Origin of the sequence: Tistrella mobilis (genome assembly GCF_041468085.1) — a bacterium.
GTDB lineage: Bacteria > Pseudomonadota > Alphaproteobacteria > Tistrellales > Tistrellaceae > Tistrella > Tistrella mobilis_A.
Genome location: NZ_CP121017.1, coordinates 2,834,233 through 2,850,831 on the forward strand (window position 1 = coordinate 2,834,233; position 16,599 = coordinate 2,850,831).

Consider the following 16,599-nt stretch of genomic DNA (forward strand, 5'->3'; position numbering starts at 1 on the left):
CCATGACCATCCTCGCCGATATGACCGCCGCCCGCGCCGATACCACGGACTGGATCGATTGCGGCACGCTGGACGAGCTGCCGCTGCGCGGCGCCCGGGTGATCCGCCACCAGGGCGGCAGCATCGCCCTGTTCCGGCCGGCGGACGGCCCGCCGGCCGCCATCGCCAATGCCTGCCCGCACAGGGGCGGCCCCCTGGCGGACGGGCTGGTCCACGGCCGCGCGGTCACCTGCCCGCTGCATGGTCGGGTGTTCAGTCTGGATGACGGCCGGGCGGCCGCACCCGACCGCGACTGCGTCGCCCGCTACCCCGTTGCCGTCACGGCAGAGGGCCGGGTGCTGGTGCGGCTGCGGCCGCTGAGCCCGGCGGCACCTGCCGGGGCCGGGCTGATCGCCGAGGCGGCGGAATGACCGCCCTGCCGCCGCCGGCCGCCATCCGCACCACCTGCGCCTATTGCGGGGTGGGATGCGGCGTGCTGGCCCGGCCGGATGGCCAGGGCGGGCTGCTGCCGGTTACGGGCGACCCGGCGCATCCGGCCAATCGCGGCCGGCTCTGCGGCAAGGGGGCCGGCCTCGCCGACACGCTGGGCGGTGCCGGGCGGCTGACCCGGGCGCGGATCGATGGCCGGCCGGTCCCGCTCCATATCGCCCTCGACCATGTGGCCCAAGGCTTCCGCCGGGCACGGGCCGAACGCGGCCCGGGCGGCATCGCCTTCTATCTGTCGGGCCAGATGCTGACCGAGGATTATTACGCCGCCAACAAGCTGGCCAAGGGCTTCCTGGGCAGCGCCAATGTCGACACGAACTCCCGGCTCTGCATGTCCTCTACCGTCGCCGGCCATGTTCGCGGCTTCGGCGAGGATGTGGTGCCGGGGGCCTATGAGGATCTGGATCTCTGCGATCTGGCGGTGCTGGTCGGCTCCAACGCCGCCTGGTGCCATCCGGTGCTGTTCGGCCGGCTGATGGAGGCCCGCGCAAGCCGGGGCACGCGGCTGATCGTGATCGATCCGCGGGCGACCGATACCAGCCGCGCCGCCGATCTGCACCTCGCCATCCGCCCGGGCAGCGATGCCGCCCTCTGGCAGTTCCTGCTGGTCGAGGCCTGTCGCCGCGGCCTGGCCGATCCCGCCGCGGAAGGCTTTGCGGCGGCGATCGAAGCCGCGCGCACCGACTGCCCCGACATGGCCGCCTGCGCGGCGCTGACCGACATCACCCCCGCCGATCTTGCCCGCCTGGCCGAGATGGTGCTGGGCACGGCCCGCTGCGTCACGCTGTTCAGCCAGGGCGTCAACCAGTCGAGCGCCGGTACCGACAAGGTGAACGCGATCCTGAATCTGGAGATCGCGCTCGGCCGCGTCGGCCGCCCGGGGGCCGGGCCGTTCTCGCTGACCGGCCAGCCCAATGCCATGGGCGGGCGCGAGGTCGGCGGGCTGGCCAATCAACTGGCGGCGCATCTGGGTTTCTCCGACGCCGAGCGCCGGCTGGTCGGCGATGTCTGGCAGGCCACCGACATGGCCGTTGGCCCCGGGCTGAAGGCGGTGGAGCTGATCGATGCGCTGGAGGCGGGAAAGATCGGCGCGCTCTGGATCATCGGCACCAATCCCGCCGTCAGCCTGCCCGATGCCGGCCGCTTCCGCCGGGCGCTGTCGCGCTGTCCGCTGGTGGTGATATCGGATTGCGTGGCCGGCACCGACACCCAGGCGCTGGCCCATGTGCTGCTGCCTGCGGCCGGCTGGTCGGAAAAGGACGGCACCGTCACCAATTCCGAGCGCCGGATCAGCCGGCAACGCGCGGTGCTGCCGCCGCCCGGCGACGCCCGCCCCGACTGGTGGCTGATTGCGGAGGTCGCCCGGCGCCTGGGCTTCGGCCATGCCTTCGCCTGGCGCCACCCGGCCGAGATCTTCGACGAACATGCCCGGCTGTCGGGCCTTGCTGCGGCAGCCTTCGGCCGGCATTTCGACATCGCCGGCCTGTCCGGGCTGACCCGCAGCCAGTACGACGCACTGGAGCCGGTGCAATGGCCGGTGCCGGCCGGCAGCCGCGAGGGCACCGCGCGGGTGGTGCCGTCCCAGCGCCTGATCGCCCTGCACCATCGCCCGCCCATGGAGCGTGCGACGCAGCCGGGGGAGCTGGTGCTCAACACCGGCCGGCTGCGCGACCAGTGGCACACCATGACCCGGACCGGCCGGGCCGCGCGGCTGGCCCGCCATGCCCCGGAACCCCTGCTGGCCGTGAACCCGGCAGATGCACAGGCGGCGGGGCTTGGCGAGGGCGGTTTTGCGCGGATCACCGGCCGGCGCGGCACCGCCCTTTTGCGGGTCACGATCGATCCGGGCCAGCGGCGGGGCGAGGTCTTCGCGCCCATGCACTGGTCCGATGCCTTCGCCGCCGAAGCCGCCATCGGCCGCCTCGCCTCCCCCGCCACCGACCCGGTCTCCGGCCAGCCGGAGCTGAAGCATGCGGTTATCCGCCTCGCCCCCTGGCGGCCCGGCTGGTCGGGGGTGATGGTCGATCGCGCGACCCGCGGGCCGCTGCGCCGCGGCGTGCGCCTGCCCGCCTATTGGGTCCGCCACGCGGTCGAGGCCGGCCGGGCGGTGACCCTGGCCGGGGACGAGATGCCGGCCACCGCAGAGGACTGGCGGCAGCTCGCCACCCGTCTTGCCCGGGGTTTCGGTGCCGCGATCGATGCGGGGCCGGCGATCGAGCTGATCGACGCCGCCCGCGGCCGGTTGCGGCTGGCCTGGACAGGGACCGACGGCCGGATCGTGGCGGTGATCGCGCTTGCCCGCGATCCGCAGCATCTGCCCGACACCATGTCGGTCGCCCGCCTGCTCGACCCGGCAACCGATCGCGGCGCCGCAGCCCCTGCCGCCCTGCGCCTGGCCCTGCTCGCCGATCATGATCCCGATCGCGGGGCCGCCCCGGCGGAAGCCGCGATCTGTGCCTGCGCCGGGGTGGGCCGAAGCGCCATCCTCGCCGCGGCCGGCACGGGTCCGCTCGACCGGAGACTGGCCCGGGTGACCGCAGCCACCGGCGCCGGCGGCGGTTGCGGATCCTGCCGCCACCGGATCGGCTCCATCCTCAGCGAGGTCATGCCCCATGTCGAACCGGCCTGATACAGTGGCTGATCTGCCCCTCGCCCTGCGGCTGACCGGCCGGCGGGTGGTGGTCTTCGGCGCCGGGCCGGGGGCCGCGGCCAAGCTCGCCCTGCTTGACGATACCGGGGCCGACATCGCCCTTCATGACGATGCTCCGGCCTGTGCGGAACTTTCGGGGCGCGTGGTTCACCCGCTCCATCCCCTGCCCGACCTTGCCGGCACCCGGCTGGTGGTGATCGCACCAGAGATCGACGCGGCGACGGCACGGTCCATCGCCGATGCGGCCGCCATGGCCGGCGCGCTGGTCCATGCAGTCGACCGGCCGGCGCTTTCGGACGTCACCCTGCCCGCCCTGGTGCGGCGCGGGCCGCTCCGGGTCGCGATCCATACCGGCGGCCGCTTTCCGGCCCTGGCCTCGGTGCTGCGCCAGCGGCTGGAGGCGCTGCTGCCGGCAGGGCTCGGCCCGGCGGTCACCGAGGCCGGGAACCGCCGCGACGAAATCGCCCGGCGCCTGACCGATCCGGCTGCCCGCCGCGGCTTCTGGCGACAGCTGGCCGCCCGGCTGCTGGACCACCCCGAAATCCCGATCGACGACCTGCCGGCCGACGCCAACCCGGTCCAGGCGGGCCGGGTGGATCTGGTCGGCGCCGGCCCCGGCGGCCCCGGCCTGCTCACCCGCGATGCCGCCCGCGCGATCGAGGCGGCGGATGTCGTGCTCCACGATGCCCTGATCGATCCCGCAATCCTGGAACTGGCGCGGCGCGAGGCGCGCCGGATCCCGGTCGGCAAGCGCTGCGGCGCCCATGCCATAGGCCAGGCGGCGATTTCGGCGCTGATGGTGCGGCTGGCGGGTCAGGGGCTGCATGTGGTGCGGCTGAAGGGCGGCGATCCGGCGATCTTCGGACGGCTGGACGAAGAGCTCGGCGCACTCGACGCGGCCGGCATCCCTGCCCGGATCATCCCCGGCGTGACCGCCGCCGCCGCGGCCGCCGCCCATCTCCGCCGGCCGCTGACCCTGCGCGGAACGGCCCGTTCGGTGTCGCTGGTGGCGGGCCATGATCTGGCGGGCGACCTGCCCGAAACGATCGGGCGACTGGCCGCCGCAGAGGGCACGCTCGCGATCTATATGGGCCGCGACCGGGCACCCGCGATCGTGGCGGCGCTGATCGCCGCGGGGCGCGATCCGGCGGAACCCGCCGCCGCAGTCGAATGGGCGGGGCGCCCGCATGCCCGATCGGTCAGCGTACCGCTCGTCATGCTCCCCGATGCGTTGGTAGGGCTCGACGCCGACGGCCCGGTGACGATACTGGTGGGAGAGGCGATCGCCGTTTCCGCAACCGCTGCCCGCCCGGCCGATGCGGAAGGGCGCGACGCCGCCTGACCTTCCGTATCGGAACGCCGATGACCGACATCACATCCGACGCCGTCGCCACCCTCGCCCAGGCCCTTGGCATCATCGGTCGCGGCCCCGGTCGATCGCGGCCGCTGACCCGCAGCGAAGCCCGGGATGCCTTCGCGGCCCTGCTGCAGGGAACCGCGCTCGATGTCCAGGCCGGCGCCTTCCTGCTGCTCATGCGCTATCGCGGCGAGACGGCCGAGGAACTGGCCGGGCTGGTCGATGCCGCCCGCGCTCATATCGCCCAGGTCGATATCGGTGCAGCGCCCGGGGGCAGCGTCCGGCCGGTGCTCGACTGGCCGAGCTATGCCGCCGGCCGCACCCGCGGCCTGCCCTGGTATCTGCTCGCGGCCCGGCTGCTGGGCGAGGCCGGCGTGCCGGTGCTGATGCATGGCGACAACGATCTTCAGACCGGCGGCATCGGTGCGGTACAGGGGCTGGCGGCGCTGGGGCTTTCGCCCGCGGCGGATCTGTCCGAAGCGGCCGGCCGGCTGGGGCACGAGGGTTTCGTCTATCTGCCGCTGGCGGGGCTATCGCCCGATCTCAAGCGGCTGCTCGACCTGCGCAGCGTGCTGGGGCTGCGCTCGCCGGTGAACACGCTGGTCCGCCATCTGAACCCGCTGGATGCCCCCGCGACCCTGATCGGGGTCTTTCATCCCAACTATCTCGACAGCCATGCCGAGGCCTCGCTGCTGCTGGATGCCGGGCGCTGGCTTGGTGTGGTCAAAGGGGCGGGTGGCGAGGGGGAGCGCCGGCCGCATAAGCCGGTCGATCTGCGCCTGGTTGAACAGGGGACATCGAAGGTCGAGCACTGGCCGGCCCTGCTGGCGGCGGCACCGGCCGACAGCCCCGACGACCCCGCCCGCCTCGCCGCCCTCTGGCGGGGCGAGGCCGAGGATCCAGAAGGCGAGGCGACGGTGATCGGCACGGCGGCCGTGGCGCTGCGCATCGCCGGCCGTGCCTCGACGCCATGGGCGGCCGACGCCCTTGCCCGCAGCCTTTGGAGCCACCGGCGGCGATGAGGATCGACGGCGGCGACCCGACCCGGATGGCACTGCGCTACCGGCTGGCCCTGGGGCTGGTCGCAGCACTTGCGATCGGCTCCTTCCTGGTGCTGACCCAGGTGATCAGCCGTGAACGGGCCACTGCCGGGATCATCAATGTCAGTGGCCAGCAGCGCTTCCTGTCGCAGCGCGGTGCCCTGTTCGTGGGCCGCCTGACCTATCCGGTCTCGGCCCAGGAGCATCAGGATGCCCGCCAGCATCTGTCGGAAGTCATCGCGCAGATGCGCAGCAATCACGAGGCGCTGCTGAAGGGCGGGTCCGGCAAAGGGGATGCCGTCGGCCTCTCGCCCGAGATGTCGCGGCTGTTCCACGACGAGCCGTCGGCGATCGACCGCCGGGTGCGGGAATATCTGGCGGCGATGGAGGCGGTGCTCACCGATCCGCGCGCGCCGATCCCGCGCGATGCGCCGGCCGTGGCGCTGGTGCTGCGCGAAGGGCCGGGCCCCCTGCTCGACGTGCTCGACCATGCCGTCGCCTGCTTCCAGGCCGAAGGCGAGGCCGCCGTCGACCGGCTGCACGACCTGCATATCGCCCTGCTGATCGCCACCCTGCTGACCCTGGCGCTGGAAGCCCTGCTGATCTTCCAGCCGATGGCCACGGCGGCCCGGCGCCGTATCCGCGAGCTTGAGACCGCCTCCCTGGCGCTCAAGGCCGCGGCCGAGCGGCTGGAGGGAGAGGTCGCCGCCCGCACGGTGGAGTTGCAGAAGGCCAAGGAACGCGCCGAACGGGCCAATGTCGCCAAAGCCCGCTTCCTCGCCACCGCCGGCCACGACCTGCTGCAGCCGATCGAATCGCTGCGCCTGCTCGCCGGCTCGATCACCCGCCGTAATCGCGACCCGGCCCTGTCTTCGCCGCTCGACGACATGCGCAAGGCGCTCTCGGGCATGCGCGGCCTGCTCGGCAACCTGCTCGACACCGCCCGGCTCGACACCGGATCGGTCACGCCGCAACTTCAGGATGTCGACCCGGCCGCCCTGATCGACGATCTGGCCCGCGAGTTCGAGCCGGTGGCAGAGGATAAGGGGCTGGGTTTCGGCGTCGAGATCAGGCTGATCGATGGCCTCCGCATACGCACGGATCCGGTGATCACCGGCCGGATCCTGCGCAATTTCCTCTCGAACGCCGTGCGCTACACCGCCGCCGGCTCGGTGACCCTGATCGCCGCCCCCGCAGAGCTCGACGGCCGGCCGGCGGTGCGCTTCACCGTCGCCGATACCGGCCCCGGCATCGATCCGGCCGATCAGGAGCGGATCTTCGCCGAATTCACCCAGATCGAGGATGCCCGGCGCGACCGTTCGGCCGGTGTGGGCCTGGGCCTCTCCATCGCCCGGCGCATGGCCCAGATCCTGGAACATGAGCTGACGCTCGACAGCCGCCCCGGCGAAGGGGCGCGCTTCGCCCTGACCGTGCCGCTCGCCCCGGCCGCGAAGCGTGCGCTCAGGTCATCAGAAAAGCCGATACCCGCGGACGATTAATTCTATTTTACACTCGCCCCGTGCTGGGTGAGCCTGACCTGAAGCACACGCCCGCATACCTGGACATGGCTGGAGACACGGCACCCGAAAACCGCCCGCGCGGTTTCCGGCAGGGGGGAGCCTGCGCCGCGATCAGCCTCCGGGAAGGGATCACGAGGGAGGGCCGCAAGCTCATGGGCCAGATCGGTCGACCGCTTCGCCGCAAGGAGGATGCCCGCTTCCTGACCGGGGCGGGCCAGTATGTCGCCGACGCCGCCGCACGGCTGGGTGCGGTGCATATGCGCATCCTGCGCTCACCCCATGGTGCGGCGCTGATCCGGGCAATCGACACCGGCGCCGCCCGTGCCCTGCCCGGCGTGCTCGACGTGATCACCGGCGCCGATCTTGAGAAGATCGGCATCGGCGGCCTGCCCTGCGCCTGGCCGGTCATCAGCCGCGACGGCTCAGCGATGATCCATCCGCCGCATCCCGTGCTGGCGGTGGACCGGGTGCTGCATGTCGGCGACCCGCTGGCGGCGGTGGTCGCCGAGACCGAGGCCCAGGCCGATGCGGCGGTGGAAGCGATCGAGGTCGATTACGCCCCCCTGCCCTGCCAGACCGACCTTGCCACCGCGCTTGATCCCGGCGCCGCACGGGTTCGGGCGGAACTGCCCCACAACCGCTGCTTCGACTGGGATCTGGGCGATGCGGCCGCGGTGGATGCGGCCCTTGCCGCCAGCCCGCGGGTGGTGACGCTGGATCTGATCCAGAACCGGGTGAACGCAAGCCCGATGGAGACCCGCGGCACGCTCGGCGTCTATGACCGCGGCCATGGCGACTACACGCTCTGGACCTCCAGCCAGAACCCGCATTCGATCCGCGTGACGCTCTCGGCCGCAACGCTCAAGGTGCCCGAGGAAAAGCTCCGGGTGATCTCGCCCGATGTCGGCGGCGGCTTCGGCATGAAGATCTATCACTATGCGGAAGAGGTGCTGGTGCTGGTGGCGGCAAAACGCACCGGCCGGCCGGTACGCTGGATCGCGAGCCGGCTGGAAGCCTTCCAGGCCGACACCTATGCCCGCGACCATGTGACGACGGTGTCGCTGGGCCTGGACGAGGACGGCCGCTTCCGGGCGATGAAGGTGCACACGCTGGCCAATATGGGCGCCTATCTCTCCACCTTCGCGCCGTCGATCCCGACCTTCTTCTATGCCAACCCCTTCCCCGGCCCCTATGCCCTGCGCGACGTCTATGTCCATGTCGAGGGGGTGTTCACCAATACCACACCGGTCGACGCCTATCGCGGCGCCGGCCGGCCCGAGGCGACCTATGTGATGGAGCGGATCGTCGAGACGGCGGCGCGCGAACTCGGCATGGACCCGTTCGAGATCCGCAGGATGAACGCGATCCCGCCCGAGGCCATCCCCTACCGCACCCCCTTCCTCTGGACCTATGATTCGGGCGATCTGCCGGCGCTGATGGATCTTGCCCGTGCAGCCGCCGATCTGGAGGGCTATGCAGACCGCAAGGCCGCCTCGGCCGCGAAGGGTCTCCGCCGTGGCATGGGGGTCGCCTTCTACATGGAGGCCTGCGGCATGGGCCCGTCGAAGCTGCTGATCGAAGCCGGGCTCGGCGGCGGCCAGTTCGAAGTGGCGACGGTGCGGGTGGGGCCGACCGGCGGCATCATGGTGCTGACCGGCAGCCATTCCCATGGCCAGGGCCACGAAACCGCCTTCGCCCAGATCGTGGCCGATAAGACCGGCATCGATCCCGCCCTGATCGAGATCGTCCATGGCGACACCGCGAAGGTGCCCTATGGCGTCGGCACCTACGGGTCGCGCTCGCTCTCGGTCGGCGGCTCGGCGCTGGCGGTCACCACCGACAAGGTGGTGACCAAGATGACCCGCATCGCCGCCCATATGCTGGGCACCACGCCAGGGGAGGTCGACCTGGCCGACGGCATCTTCCGGATGCGCGCGACCAATCGCAGCCTGACTTTCGCCGAGGTTGCCGGCCGCGCCTATGCCCCGGTCGACTACCCGCCGGGGATGGAGCCCGGCATCGACGAGACCACCTATTACGATCCGGAAGCCTTCACCTTCCCCTATGGCTGCCACATCGTCGAGGTCGAGATCGATACCGACACCGGCACGACGAAGGTCGACCGTTACCTGGCGGTGGATGATTTCGGCCGGATCGTGAACCCGTTGATCGTGGAAGGCCAGATCCATGGCGGTGCCGCCCAGGCCATCGGCCAGGCCTGCATGGAGCTCTGCCGCTACGACCCTGAGAGCGGCCAGCTGCTCACCGGCTCGTTCATGGATTATGCCATGCCGCGGGCGACCGACGTGCCGCCGGTGGAACTGGTGTCGATGGAAACCCTCTGCACCACCAATCCGCTCGGTGCCAAGGGCTGCGGCGAGGCCTCGGCGATCGCCGGGCCGGCGGCGGTGATCAACGCCATTGCCGATGCGCTCCACGATCTGGGCGTGCGCCATGTCGACATGCCGGCGACACCCGAACGGGTCTGGCGGGCGATCGTCTCGGCCGGTCTCAACCGGCCATGACCGAGATCACCAGGGCATTCACGATATCGATGAAGAAACCGCAGACCAGCGGCACGACGATGAAAGCCCGGTGCGCCGCACCGTGACGCTGGGCGACCGCGGTCATATTGGCGATCGCGGTCGCCGTGGAACCCAGCGTAATGCCGCCGAAGCCGGCGGACATCACCACCGCCTCGTAATCGCGCCCCATCGCCCGGAACACCACGAAGAGGGTGTACAGGATGGTGAGTGCAATCTGCACCGCCAGCACGACCACGATGAAGCCCAGCACGCCGCCGAGTTCCCAGAGCTGCAGCCCCATCAGCGCCATGGTCAGGAACAGGCCGAGCGCGATATCCGACACCAGCGCCAGCCCCTGGCGCAGCGACGGCCACATGCTCAGCACCGCCCGGTTCAACCCCATCGGTGCCAGATTGCGGATCAGGATTCCGGCGATGAGGCAGGTCACGAAAGCCGGCAGATTGATGCCGGCCTCGACGATCGCCGCATGCAGGGCCGTGCCGAGCATGATCGTGATGTTGAGCATGAACATCGCCCAGAGCACGGCGAAATAATCGAGCCGTGGCTCCGGCCCGTCGGTGGTGGTTCCGATGTCGAGGCGGCCATCGCCTGACGGCGCCACACCGTGGCGCGCCATCAGCCAGGCGGCCATAGGCCCGCCGATCACGCAGGCCGCGATCAGCCCGACGGTGTTCGCGGCGATGCCGAGTTCCAGTGCGTTGACGATGCCGAGATCGTCGACGAAATGCGGCGCCCAGGCGAGCGTGGTTCCCACCCCGCCGGTCAGCGAAATCGACCCCGCCATCAGCCCTGCCCGCGGATCCAGGCCGAACGCCCCGGCGATCCCCATGCCGGCAAGGTTCTGCAGCAGCATGAACAGGGTGGCGAGCCCCAGCAGCACCACCAGCGGACGGCCGCCCCTGACCAGGGTCCGAAGATCCGACCGCAGGCCGATGCCCGAGAAGAAGAGCAGGAGCAGAAAGTCGCGGGCCTCCAGTGCGAAAACGATCCGCTGCCCGCCCGCCAGGAAGACGAGCGCCACCACCGCAGCGCAGAGAAAGCCGCCGGCCACCGGTTCCGGAATGGCGTAGCGCGAGAGCACCGGCAGCTTGATCGTCAGGATCTTGCCGGTGACGAGCAGCAGGATGGCGATGGTGAAAGACAGGAAACCATCGACCTCGATCATCATGGCAGTCTCCGGAAACGGTGGGGCAGGACCGCCCCCGCTTCCGGCCGTTGCCGGCAGCGGGGGGCACCCCCTTCTCAAGTCGCCCTCGCCAAGGGCGGGAACCGCTATATCTTCGGAAGGATAACGGACGGCCCATGGCCCGTCCTTCCGGTACCGGCTGTTTCTGACAGGGACATCGTCGACGGGCCTTGAGGTAGATCAACGGCAGTTGACGAGACCCGGAGCAGGATCAGTGGTACATGTTCACGCCCGTGATGACGGAGATATCTGATGCCGGAACCCGCCCCGCGATCATCGGCGGCCACGCGCCAGCGCATCCTGAGGGCCGCGATGATCCGCTTCGCCCGGCATCCTTACGAAGACGCGAAACTGCGCGACATCGCAGCCGATGCGGAGATCGACGTCGCCATGGTGCACCGCGCCTTCGGCTCCAAGGAGCAGCTGTTCATCGAGGTGGTCCGCGCCGCCTTCCAGGCCCGGAGCATGATCGAGGAACAGGTCGATCCGCCGGAACAGGCCTTCGCCCGCGAGATCTTCGATCCCCAGCTCGACCGGACCTTCGGCCTGGTCGACCCCATGGACATCGTCGTCCACTCGCTGTCCAGCACCCAGGCGGCACCGATCCTGCGCGACTTCATCCTGGACGACGTGATCGGCCCGATCGCCCGGCGCACGGCCGATGTCAGAGGGGAGGCCGGCAAGCCGGCCCTGCCGCCACAGATCGTCGACGAGCGCGCAGCGCTCGCTGCCGCCTGCATGACGGGCATCGCGCTTTTTCGTCAGGTGCTGAAGATCGATCTTGTGGGCGATGACCGGCGGGAACGGCTGGAACCGCTCATCCGTGCGGTGGTGAGTGCGGCGCTTCATCCCGCCGACTGATCCGCTGGTGCAGGCAGACAGCCCGCCGTCGTATGCTGGCCGGATCGGAAGACGCGCCCGGACCGGCGGGAGAGCCCGTCCGGGCGAAGCACAGGGAGTGCCAGCCACCATGACCGACGCCACCACCCCCGCCCGCCCCCAGGCCGTGCCCACCCTTCAGGTCGATGACGACCGGGTGCGGGTGACGCTGTGGAGCTTCGCCCCCGGCGCCGAAACGGGATCGCATCGTCACGAACTGGACTATGTGGTGGTGCCGCTGGCCAATGGCCGGCTGCGCATCGAAGGCCCCGACGGCGCCGCCCGCACGGTGGAGCGATCTTTCGGTGCGTCCTATACCGGCACGGCCGGCACCGACCACAATGTGATCAATGACGGCGACGAGCCCTTCGCCTTCGTCGAGATCGAGCTGCGCTGAGCGACGGCGGGCGGTCCCATGGCAATGGGGCTGCCCGCATGCCGGCCGGCAACTCAACCGTCGATCCAGGGGATCATCGGCTTGGCGATCATCAGCCAGACGATCCCCAGCACGGCAAAGAAGGCCGGGAAGCCGAAGGCGAACCAGACCCGGTAGAGCCGGGCCCAGGCCCCGGGCAAAGGCAGCCCGCGCGAGGCGGCCTCTCGCGCCATGTCGCGCAGGCGGAGCTGCATCCACACCACCGGCAGCCAGAACAGCCCGGTGAGCAGATAGAGCAGGATCGAGAGCAGGATCCAGCCCTGGGTGAGCGGCAGGCCCAGATGCATGGCCAGCGCCACACCGGTCACCGGCTGGGCGATGACGGCGGTGAGCGTGAAGACGAAATCCGCGATCACGACGATCCGGGCGACTTCGGCGATGCGGGCGGCATCGTCGGTCATGCGGGCGACGACCAGAAAGAAGGCGATGCCCGCACCGGTGCCGAGCAGCACGGCGGCCCCGATCACATGCAGGAATTTGAGCCCGAAATAGAGCATCACCGGTCCTCCAGGATGGCGAGGGCGGCGAGGTTCAGCATCATGATCGGCCAGATCTTGACCAGCGGCCCCAGCGGCTCCTCCCAGAGCCGGGGCACCAGGATCGTACCGGCGACGACATAGAAGATCGAGATCCCGAGCGCTGCAAAAAGGGCGGTACGGGTGGTGCGCCGCCAGGCGATGCCAAGGCCGATGAGCAGGTCGGCCAGGGCGCCGAGAATGACCGAGGGGCCGGCGAGCGGCCCGACGCCGCCTTCCAGCATCAGCGCGACACCGATATCGTAACCGGGGCCGAAAGAGAGCAGCGCCGTGGTGATCCAGAAGGCCGAAAAGATGCCGAAGATCAGCGGCTTCAGCAGATAGAGCCCGGCGAACCAGCGATCCTGAACCGTCGCCGGCCGGGCGGCCAGCGCCTGCCCCAGCGTGCGGGGCGTGATGCCGGTGGCCCGGATCCAGGGGCCGGGATCGCCGGTCGCGCCGCGCACCACTTCCCGCCGGGCATTGGACCTGAGCGGTGGGCGCCAGCCAAGCCGCGCCACCGCATCGCCCGCCCGCCAGACCAGCCGGGCGAGCATGGGCGGCAGGCGCCGCAGCCGGGCTGGCGCCCAGCCCATCCACCGGCGATGGGCCAGCACGATGTCGGTGAAATCGAGCGGTTCCGGCCCCGCCAGATCAAGCGCCAGCCGCGCCGGCGCGCCGGGGTCGAGCAGGCGCAGCACCGTCTCGACCACATCATCCAGCTGCACGACCTGCAACGGCCCGGTACCGGGCAGAACCGGCAGCACCGGCAGGGCGGCGAGCCCGCGCATCAGCGCGCTGGCGCCATAGACCCCGGGCCCCAGCACCACCGAGGGGCGCAGGATCACCCAGTCGAGATCGCGGGCCATCAGCGCCTGGTCACCGGCGCGCTTGCTGGCCGAAAAACCGCTCGGCGTCGCCCGGTCGACCCCCATCGCCGAGAAATGGATCACCCGGCGGATACCGGCGGCTTCGGCCGCAGCGAACAGCGCATCGGCGCCGGTTTCATGCACCGCCAGATCGTCGCCCGCGCCGCGCGGACCCCGGCCCTGCTGGAACACGCCGGCACAATTGACCACCGCATCGACGCCCGTCAGATACGGCGCCCAGGCCTCGGGCCCGGTGACGGTCGCCATGTCGAGCGCGTGCCAGCGCACGGCCGGCAGGCTCCGCCGGCCGCGGACATCATCGCGGGCCATGCCGGTAACGTCGTGGCCCTCGGTAACCAGTCTGGCGACCACGGCCGATCCGATCAGGCCGGTGGCGCCGGTGACGAGCACATGCACGCGATTTCATTCCTTCAAGGGCCGCCAACACCGTCGACAACGACGGCAGACGCCGCCAGTTCCACCGGAACCCGCCGAGGCGGAACGGGTTGACCTTTCATCGGCCGCCGCAATGCCATGGTCGATGACACGATATCCTGTTCTATCAGGGCGAGACGGAGTTGACGATGCGCGAAACGACGAGACGGCATCCGCAGGCAGGCGACCGGGACCAGACGGCCCCGGTGGTGGTGATCACCGGCGGATCGTCGGGGATCGGGCGCTGCACCGCCCTGCTCTTCGCCCGGCGCGGCTGGCGGGTGGGGTTGATCGCCCGCAGCGCCGACGGGCTTGCCGATGCCCGCGGCGATATCCTGCGCGAGGGTGGCGAGGCGGTGGCCGCCGTGGCCGATGTCGCGGACGCCCGGGCACTGGATGCCGCCGCATCGGCGATCGAAGACCGCTATGGCCGGATCGATGCCTGGATCAACAATGCAGGGGTGGGCTTCTACGCCCCGTTCGAGGACGTCGCCGACGAGGAATTCCGCCGGGTGACCGAGGTCGATTATCTGGGTGTGGTCAACGGCACCCGCAGCGCTCTTGCCCGGATGCGCCCCCACAACCAAGGCGTGATCGTGAACATCGGATCAGTTGTAGCACTCCGCCCGATGCCACTGCTCGCCCCCTATGCCGCGGCCAAATCCGCCGTTGCCGCCTTCACGGAAGCGGTGCGTACCGAACTGATCCACGATCGCCGCCGCATTCATCTGGCGCTGGTGCATCCGCCCGCAACCGACACCCCCTTCTTCGCCCATGCCGGTGCCCGGCTGACCGGGGGCGTGCCCCGCCCCACACCCCCCGTCTACCCACCCGAGACGGTGGCGGAGGCGATCTGGGACGTGGTTGCCCGGCGCAAGCGCACCGCCTATGTCGGCCGCGCCACCCGCGGGCTTGCGCTCATGAACCGGCTGATGCCGGGCCTGGCCGACCGGCTGACCGGGCGGTTCGGCCGGACCGCCCAGGTCACCCGCAGCCGGCGGGCGGCCGACCGGCGCGATCCGGCCGTGTTCGGCCCCGGCCGGCACAGCCATGCCGTATATGGCGGCTGGGCGGAAAGCGGCGGCAATGGCCGGTACATGCGCATGGCGGCCCTGGCCACGGGCGGGCTGGTTCTGGGCCTCTGGCTGGCAGGGCGCGACCGGCGCAGCCGCCCGGCCCGCGCGTGAGGGGGGGAGGATAAGATGTCGACCTCCCGTCTGGACACCCCCCTGCTGGGGGCGATCGCCGGCGTCATGGCCACCGTGGCGATGACCGCCGCCATGCGCCGCATGCGGCCGCTGTTGCCCGCAGAGGACAGCTATCCCCTGCCCCCGCGCGAGATTGTCGACGCGACATCAGGCCGGGCCGAAGACGAGCAGGCCCGGCGCCGCCACACCCTGCTCGCCCATTTCGCCTTCGGCGCCGCCTCGGGCGCAGTTTTCGCCCTGCTGCGCCCGCGGGGCGGGCTGGCGGCGGGGGCCGGCTATGGCGTCGCCGTCTGGGCGGCGAGCTATCTGGGCTGGGTGCCGGCCGCCCGGATCCTGAAGCCGGCCACCCGCCATCCCTGGCGCCGCAATCTGCTCATGATCGCGGCGCATCTGGTCTGGGGCGCCAGTCTCGCCAAAGGGCTGGAGGATCTGGACCGGGCCGAGGGGGAGCTGTTCGACGGCAGCGCCCATCCTCATCCCGATCGGCCGCTTTAGGCCGGCAATCAGGCGCGCGTGGCCAGCCGGATCATCTCGTCCAGATCGCTGCCCTCGCCGAAGCCGAAGCCGAACGCCTCGTCGGACGCACCGGTTCCGGTCCCGGCATCAGTGCCGGCCATCTGCGGCAGCGGGGTACCCGCAGCCGCAGGCGTCTGCTCCGCGGTCGTGCCGTCGGCGGCCCCCGCCCCACCCACGCCCTGCGTCGTTTCATCCTTCACGGCGGCTTCGATCCGCTCGCGGATTTTGGTCTCGATCTTGGCCCGCTCTTCGGGCGACATCGCCGCCAGGTCTTCCTCGGTCAGCCCCTCATCGGCCAGGAACATCTGGCGGTAGCGTTCGGCGGGGGTCATGGACATGAAGTCCATGAAGGCCTGCTCCGCCGCCGACCAGCCGGTGTCGTCATCCGACGCCGTCACACTGCCCGAAGAAGCGCCTGCGGCTTCCGGCGCCCCGGCAGATGCAGAGGCGTCGTTGCCCGCGGCCACGTCCGGCTCTTCGGACTGGCCGATCATCTGCGCATCGAACAATGTCTGACTGGTGGCACTCGCCCCACCCGCAGCCGGCGCGATCAATCCCGCAGAAGAGGTCGGGCTGCCGGACGAGGTGGAGCCGGCAGAAGATGCCGCCCCGGAAATTTCTGCCGGGGGTACCGCCAGGGCGGCAGGTTTTGCCGCCGCCCCGGTCAGACGGGTGAGCTGCTCCGCGCTCCCCATCTGCCTGTAATACCGGGCAGAAAGCCCGCCCGCACCCCACGCCTGCACATCCATGATGTCACGTCCCCGATGTTCCGAAACCGGTCGGGGCGGGATGTCGCAATTTGCATGCCGTCAGGAAGATGGTGCGGACGGCGGGGGTCGAACCCGCACTCCTTCACGGAAGCGGATTTTAAGTCCGCTGCGTCTACCGGTTTCGCCACGTCCGCGCGCGAGGGTACGCACATTGTAACCCATGCGATGCACGCGCACCAATACCGG

General features: G+C 70.7%; 14 protein-coding genes and 1 tRNA gene. 10 read left to right on the forward strand and 5 right to left on the reverse strand.

The genetic code is table 11. The annotated features are described in order from the left end of the window. Nucleotides 1-2: 2 nt before the first annotated feature. The 6 genes from P7L68_RS18600 (at nucleotide 3) to P7L68_RS18625 (ending at nucleotide 9,578) form a co-directional block, all read left to right on the forward strand. Nucleotides 3-410: a nitrite reductase (NAD(P)H) small subunit gene (locus P7L68_RS18600; RefSeq protein ID WP_372000607.1), complete on the forward strand. Its 408-nt coding sequence runs from the start codon at nucleotides 3-5 to the stop codon at nucleotides 408-410. Beyond that, a complete protein-coding gene (locus P7L68_RS18605) occupies nucleotides 407-3,115 on the forward strand; it encodes a molybdopterin oxidoreductase family protein (protein ID WP_372000608.1) in 2,709 nt (902 codons plus the stop codon). The genes P7L68_RS18600 and P7L68_RS18605 overlap by 4 nt, the downstream gene beginning before the upstream one ends. Beyond that, on the forward strand, nucleotides 3,099-4,478 hold the full coding sequence (gene cobA, locus P7L68_RS18610) for a uroporphyrinogen-III C-methyltransferase (protein WP_372000610.1): 1,380 nt from the start codon (nucleotides 3,099-3,101) through the stop codon (nucleotides 4,476-4,478). The genes P7L68_RS18605 and cobA overlap by 17 nt, the downstream gene beginning before the upstream one ends. 20 nt (nucleotides 4,479-4,498) lie before the next feature. Further along, nucleotides 4,499-5,515, forward strand: coding sequence for a glycosyl transferase family protein (locus P7L68_RS18615; RefSeq protein ID WP_372000611.1), 1,017 nt, complete (start codon nucleotides 4,499-4,501; stop codon nucleotides 5,513-5,515). Further along, nucleotides 5,512-7,032 carry an ATP-binding protein gene (locus tag P7L68_RS18620; RefSeq protein ID WP_372000613.1) on the forward strand — a complete coding sequence of 507 codons (1,521 nt, stop codon included), beginning with the start codon at nucleotides 5,512-5,514 and terminating at the stop codon, nucleotides 7,030-7,032. The genes P7L68_RS18615 and P7L68_RS18620 overlap by 4 nt, the downstream gene beginning before the upstream one ends. Before the next feature lie 173 nt (nucleotides 7,033-7,205). Next, nucleotides 7,206-9,578: a xanthine dehydrogenase family protein molybdopterin-binding subunit gene (locus tag P7L68_RS18625; RefSeq protein ID WP_372000614.1), complete on the forward strand. Its 2,373-nt coding sequence runs from the start codon at nucleotides 7,206-7,208 to the stop codon at nucleotides 9,576-9,578. Here P7L68_RS18625 and gltS read toward each other — a convergent pair. Further along, nucleotides 9,565-10,764: a sodium/glutamate symporter gene (gltS, locus tag P7L68_RS18630; RefSeq protein WP_372006879.1), complete on the reverse strand. Its 1,200-nt coding sequence runs from the start codon at nucleotides 10,762-10,764 to the stop codon at nucleotides 9,565-9,567. The two genes, P7L68_RS18625 and gltS, sit on opposite strands and share 14 nt — an antisense overlap. A gap of 273 nt (nucleotides 10,765-11,037) precedes the next feature. On the opposite strand from gltS, the gene P7L68_RS18635 reads away from it, so the two are divergent. Both P7L68_RS18635 and P7L68_RS18640 read left to right on the forward strand, forming a co-directional pair. Beyond that, nucleotides 11,038-11,646: a TetR/AcrR family transcriptional regulator gene (locus P7L68_RS18635; protein ID WP_372000616.1), complete on the forward strand. Its 609-nt coding sequence runs from the start codon at nucleotides 11,038-11,040 to the stop codon at nucleotides 11,644-11,646. 109 nt (nucleotides 11,647-11,755) lie between these two features. Beyond that, nucleotides 11,756-12,061, forward strand: coding sequence for a cupin domain-containing protein (locus P7L68_RS18640; protein ID WP_062768435.1), 306 nt, complete (start codon nucleotides 11,756-11,758; stop codon nucleotides 12,059-12,061). A 53-nt stretch (nucleotides 12,062-12,114) separates the two neighbouring features. Here P7L68_RS18640 and P7L68_RS18645 read toward each other — a convergent pair whose 3' ends face one another. Next, the gene (locus tag P7L68_RS18645) at nucleotides 12,115-12,597 is read right to left on the reverse strand and encodes a DUF2269 family protein (protein ID WP_372000617.1); all 483 of its coding nucleotides are present in this window, start codon (nucleotides 12,595-12,597) and stop codon (nucleotides 12,115-12,117) included. After that, nucleotides 12,597-13,901, reverse strand: a complete 1,305-nt coding sequence (locus tag P7L68_RS18650) for an SDR family oxidoreductase (protein WP_372000619.1) — start codon at nucleotides 13,899-13,901, stop codon at nucleotides 12,597-12,599. The genes P7L68_RS18645 and P7L68_RS18650 overlap by 1 nt, the downstream gene beginning before the upstream one ends. Nucleotides 13,902-14,068: 167 nt before the next feature. Between P7L68_RS18650 and P7L68_RS18655 the strand changes: the two genes are divergently transcribed. Together P7L68_RS18655 and P7L68_RS18660 are read left to right on the forward strand one after the other, a co-directional pair. Beyond that, entirely contained in the window at nucleotides 14,069-15,106 is a 1,038-nt protein-coding gene (locus P7L68_RS18655) for an SDR family oxidoreductase (protein ID WP_372000621.1), read from the forward strand. A 15-nt stretch (nucleotides 15,107-15,121) separates the two neighbouring features. Further along, nucleotides 15,122-15,622, forward strand: coding sequence for a hypothetical protein (locus tag P7L68_RS18660; protein ID WP_372000623.1), 501 nt, complete (start codon nucleotides 15,122-15,124; stop codon nucleotides 15,620-15,622). An 8-nt stretch (nucleotides 15,623-15,630) separates the two neighbouring features. Here P7L68_RS18660 and P7L68_RS18665 read toward each other — a convergent pair whose 3' ends face one another. Together P7L68_RS18665 and P7L68_RS18670 are read right to left on the reverse strand one after the other, a co-directional pair. Next, entirely contained in the window at nucleotides 15,631-16,392 is a 762-nt protein-coding gene (locus tag P7L68_RS18665) for a hypothetical protein (RefSeq protein WP_372000625.1), read from the reverse strand. 69 nt (nucleotides 16,393-16,461) lie between these two features. Next, a tRNA-Leu gene (locus P7L68_RS18670) sits at nucleotides 16,462-16,547 on the reverse strand. Between the last annotated feature and the right edge of the window lie 52 nt (nucleotides 16,548-16,599).

Coding starts and splice junctions, on each gene's coding strand:
- P7L68_RS18605 (WP_372000608.1), top strand. CDS start 407: ATGACCGCCCTGCCGCCGCCGGCCGCCATCCGCACCACCTGCGCCTAT.
- P7L68_RS18620 (WP_372000613.1), top strand. CDS start 5,512: ATGAGGATCGACGGCGGCGACCCGACCCGGATGGCACTGCGCTACCGG.
- P7L68_RS18665 (WP_372000625.1), bottom strand. CDS start 16,392: ATGGATGTGCAGGCGTGGGGTGCGGGCGGGCTTTCTGCCCGGTATTAC.
- gltS (WP_372006879.1), bottom strand. CDS start 10,764: ATGATCGAGGTCGATGGTTTCCTGTCTTTCACCATCGCCATCCTGCTG.
- P7L68_RS18600 (WP_372000607.1), top strand. CDS start 3: ATGACCATCCTCGCCGATATGACCGCCGCCCGCGCCGATACCACGGAC.
- cobA (WP_372000610.1), top strand. CDS start 3,099: ATGTCGAACCGGCCTGATACAGTGGCTGATCTGCCCCTCGCCCTGCGG.
- P7L68_RS18625 (WP_372000614.1), top strand. CDS start 7,206: ATGGGCCAGATCGGTCGACCGCTTCGCCGCAAGGAGGATGCCCGCTTC.
- P7L68_RS18655 (WP_372000621.1), top strand. CDS start 14,069: ATGCGCGAAACGACGAGACGGCATCCGCAGGCAGGCGACCGGGACCAG.
- P7L68_RS18615 (WP_372000611.1), top strand. CDS start 4,499: ATGACCGACATCACATCCGACGCCGTCGCCACCCTCGCCCAGGCCCTT.
- P7L68_RS18645 (WP_372000617.1), bottom strand. CDS start 12,597: ATGCTCTATTTCGGGCTCAAATTCCTGCATGTGATCGGGGCCGCCGTG.
- P7L68_RS18660 (WP_372000623.1), top strand. CDS start 15,122: ATGTCGACCTCCCGTCTGGACACCCCCCTGCTGGGGGCGATCGCCGGC.
- P7L68_RS18640 (WP_062768435.1), top strand. CDS start 11,756: ATGACCGACGCCACCACCCCCGCCCGCCCCCAGGCCGTGCCCACCCTT.
- P7L68_RS18635 (WP_372000616.1), top strand. CDS start 11,038: ATGCCGGAACCCGCCCCGCGATCATCGGCGGCCACGCGCCAGCGCATC.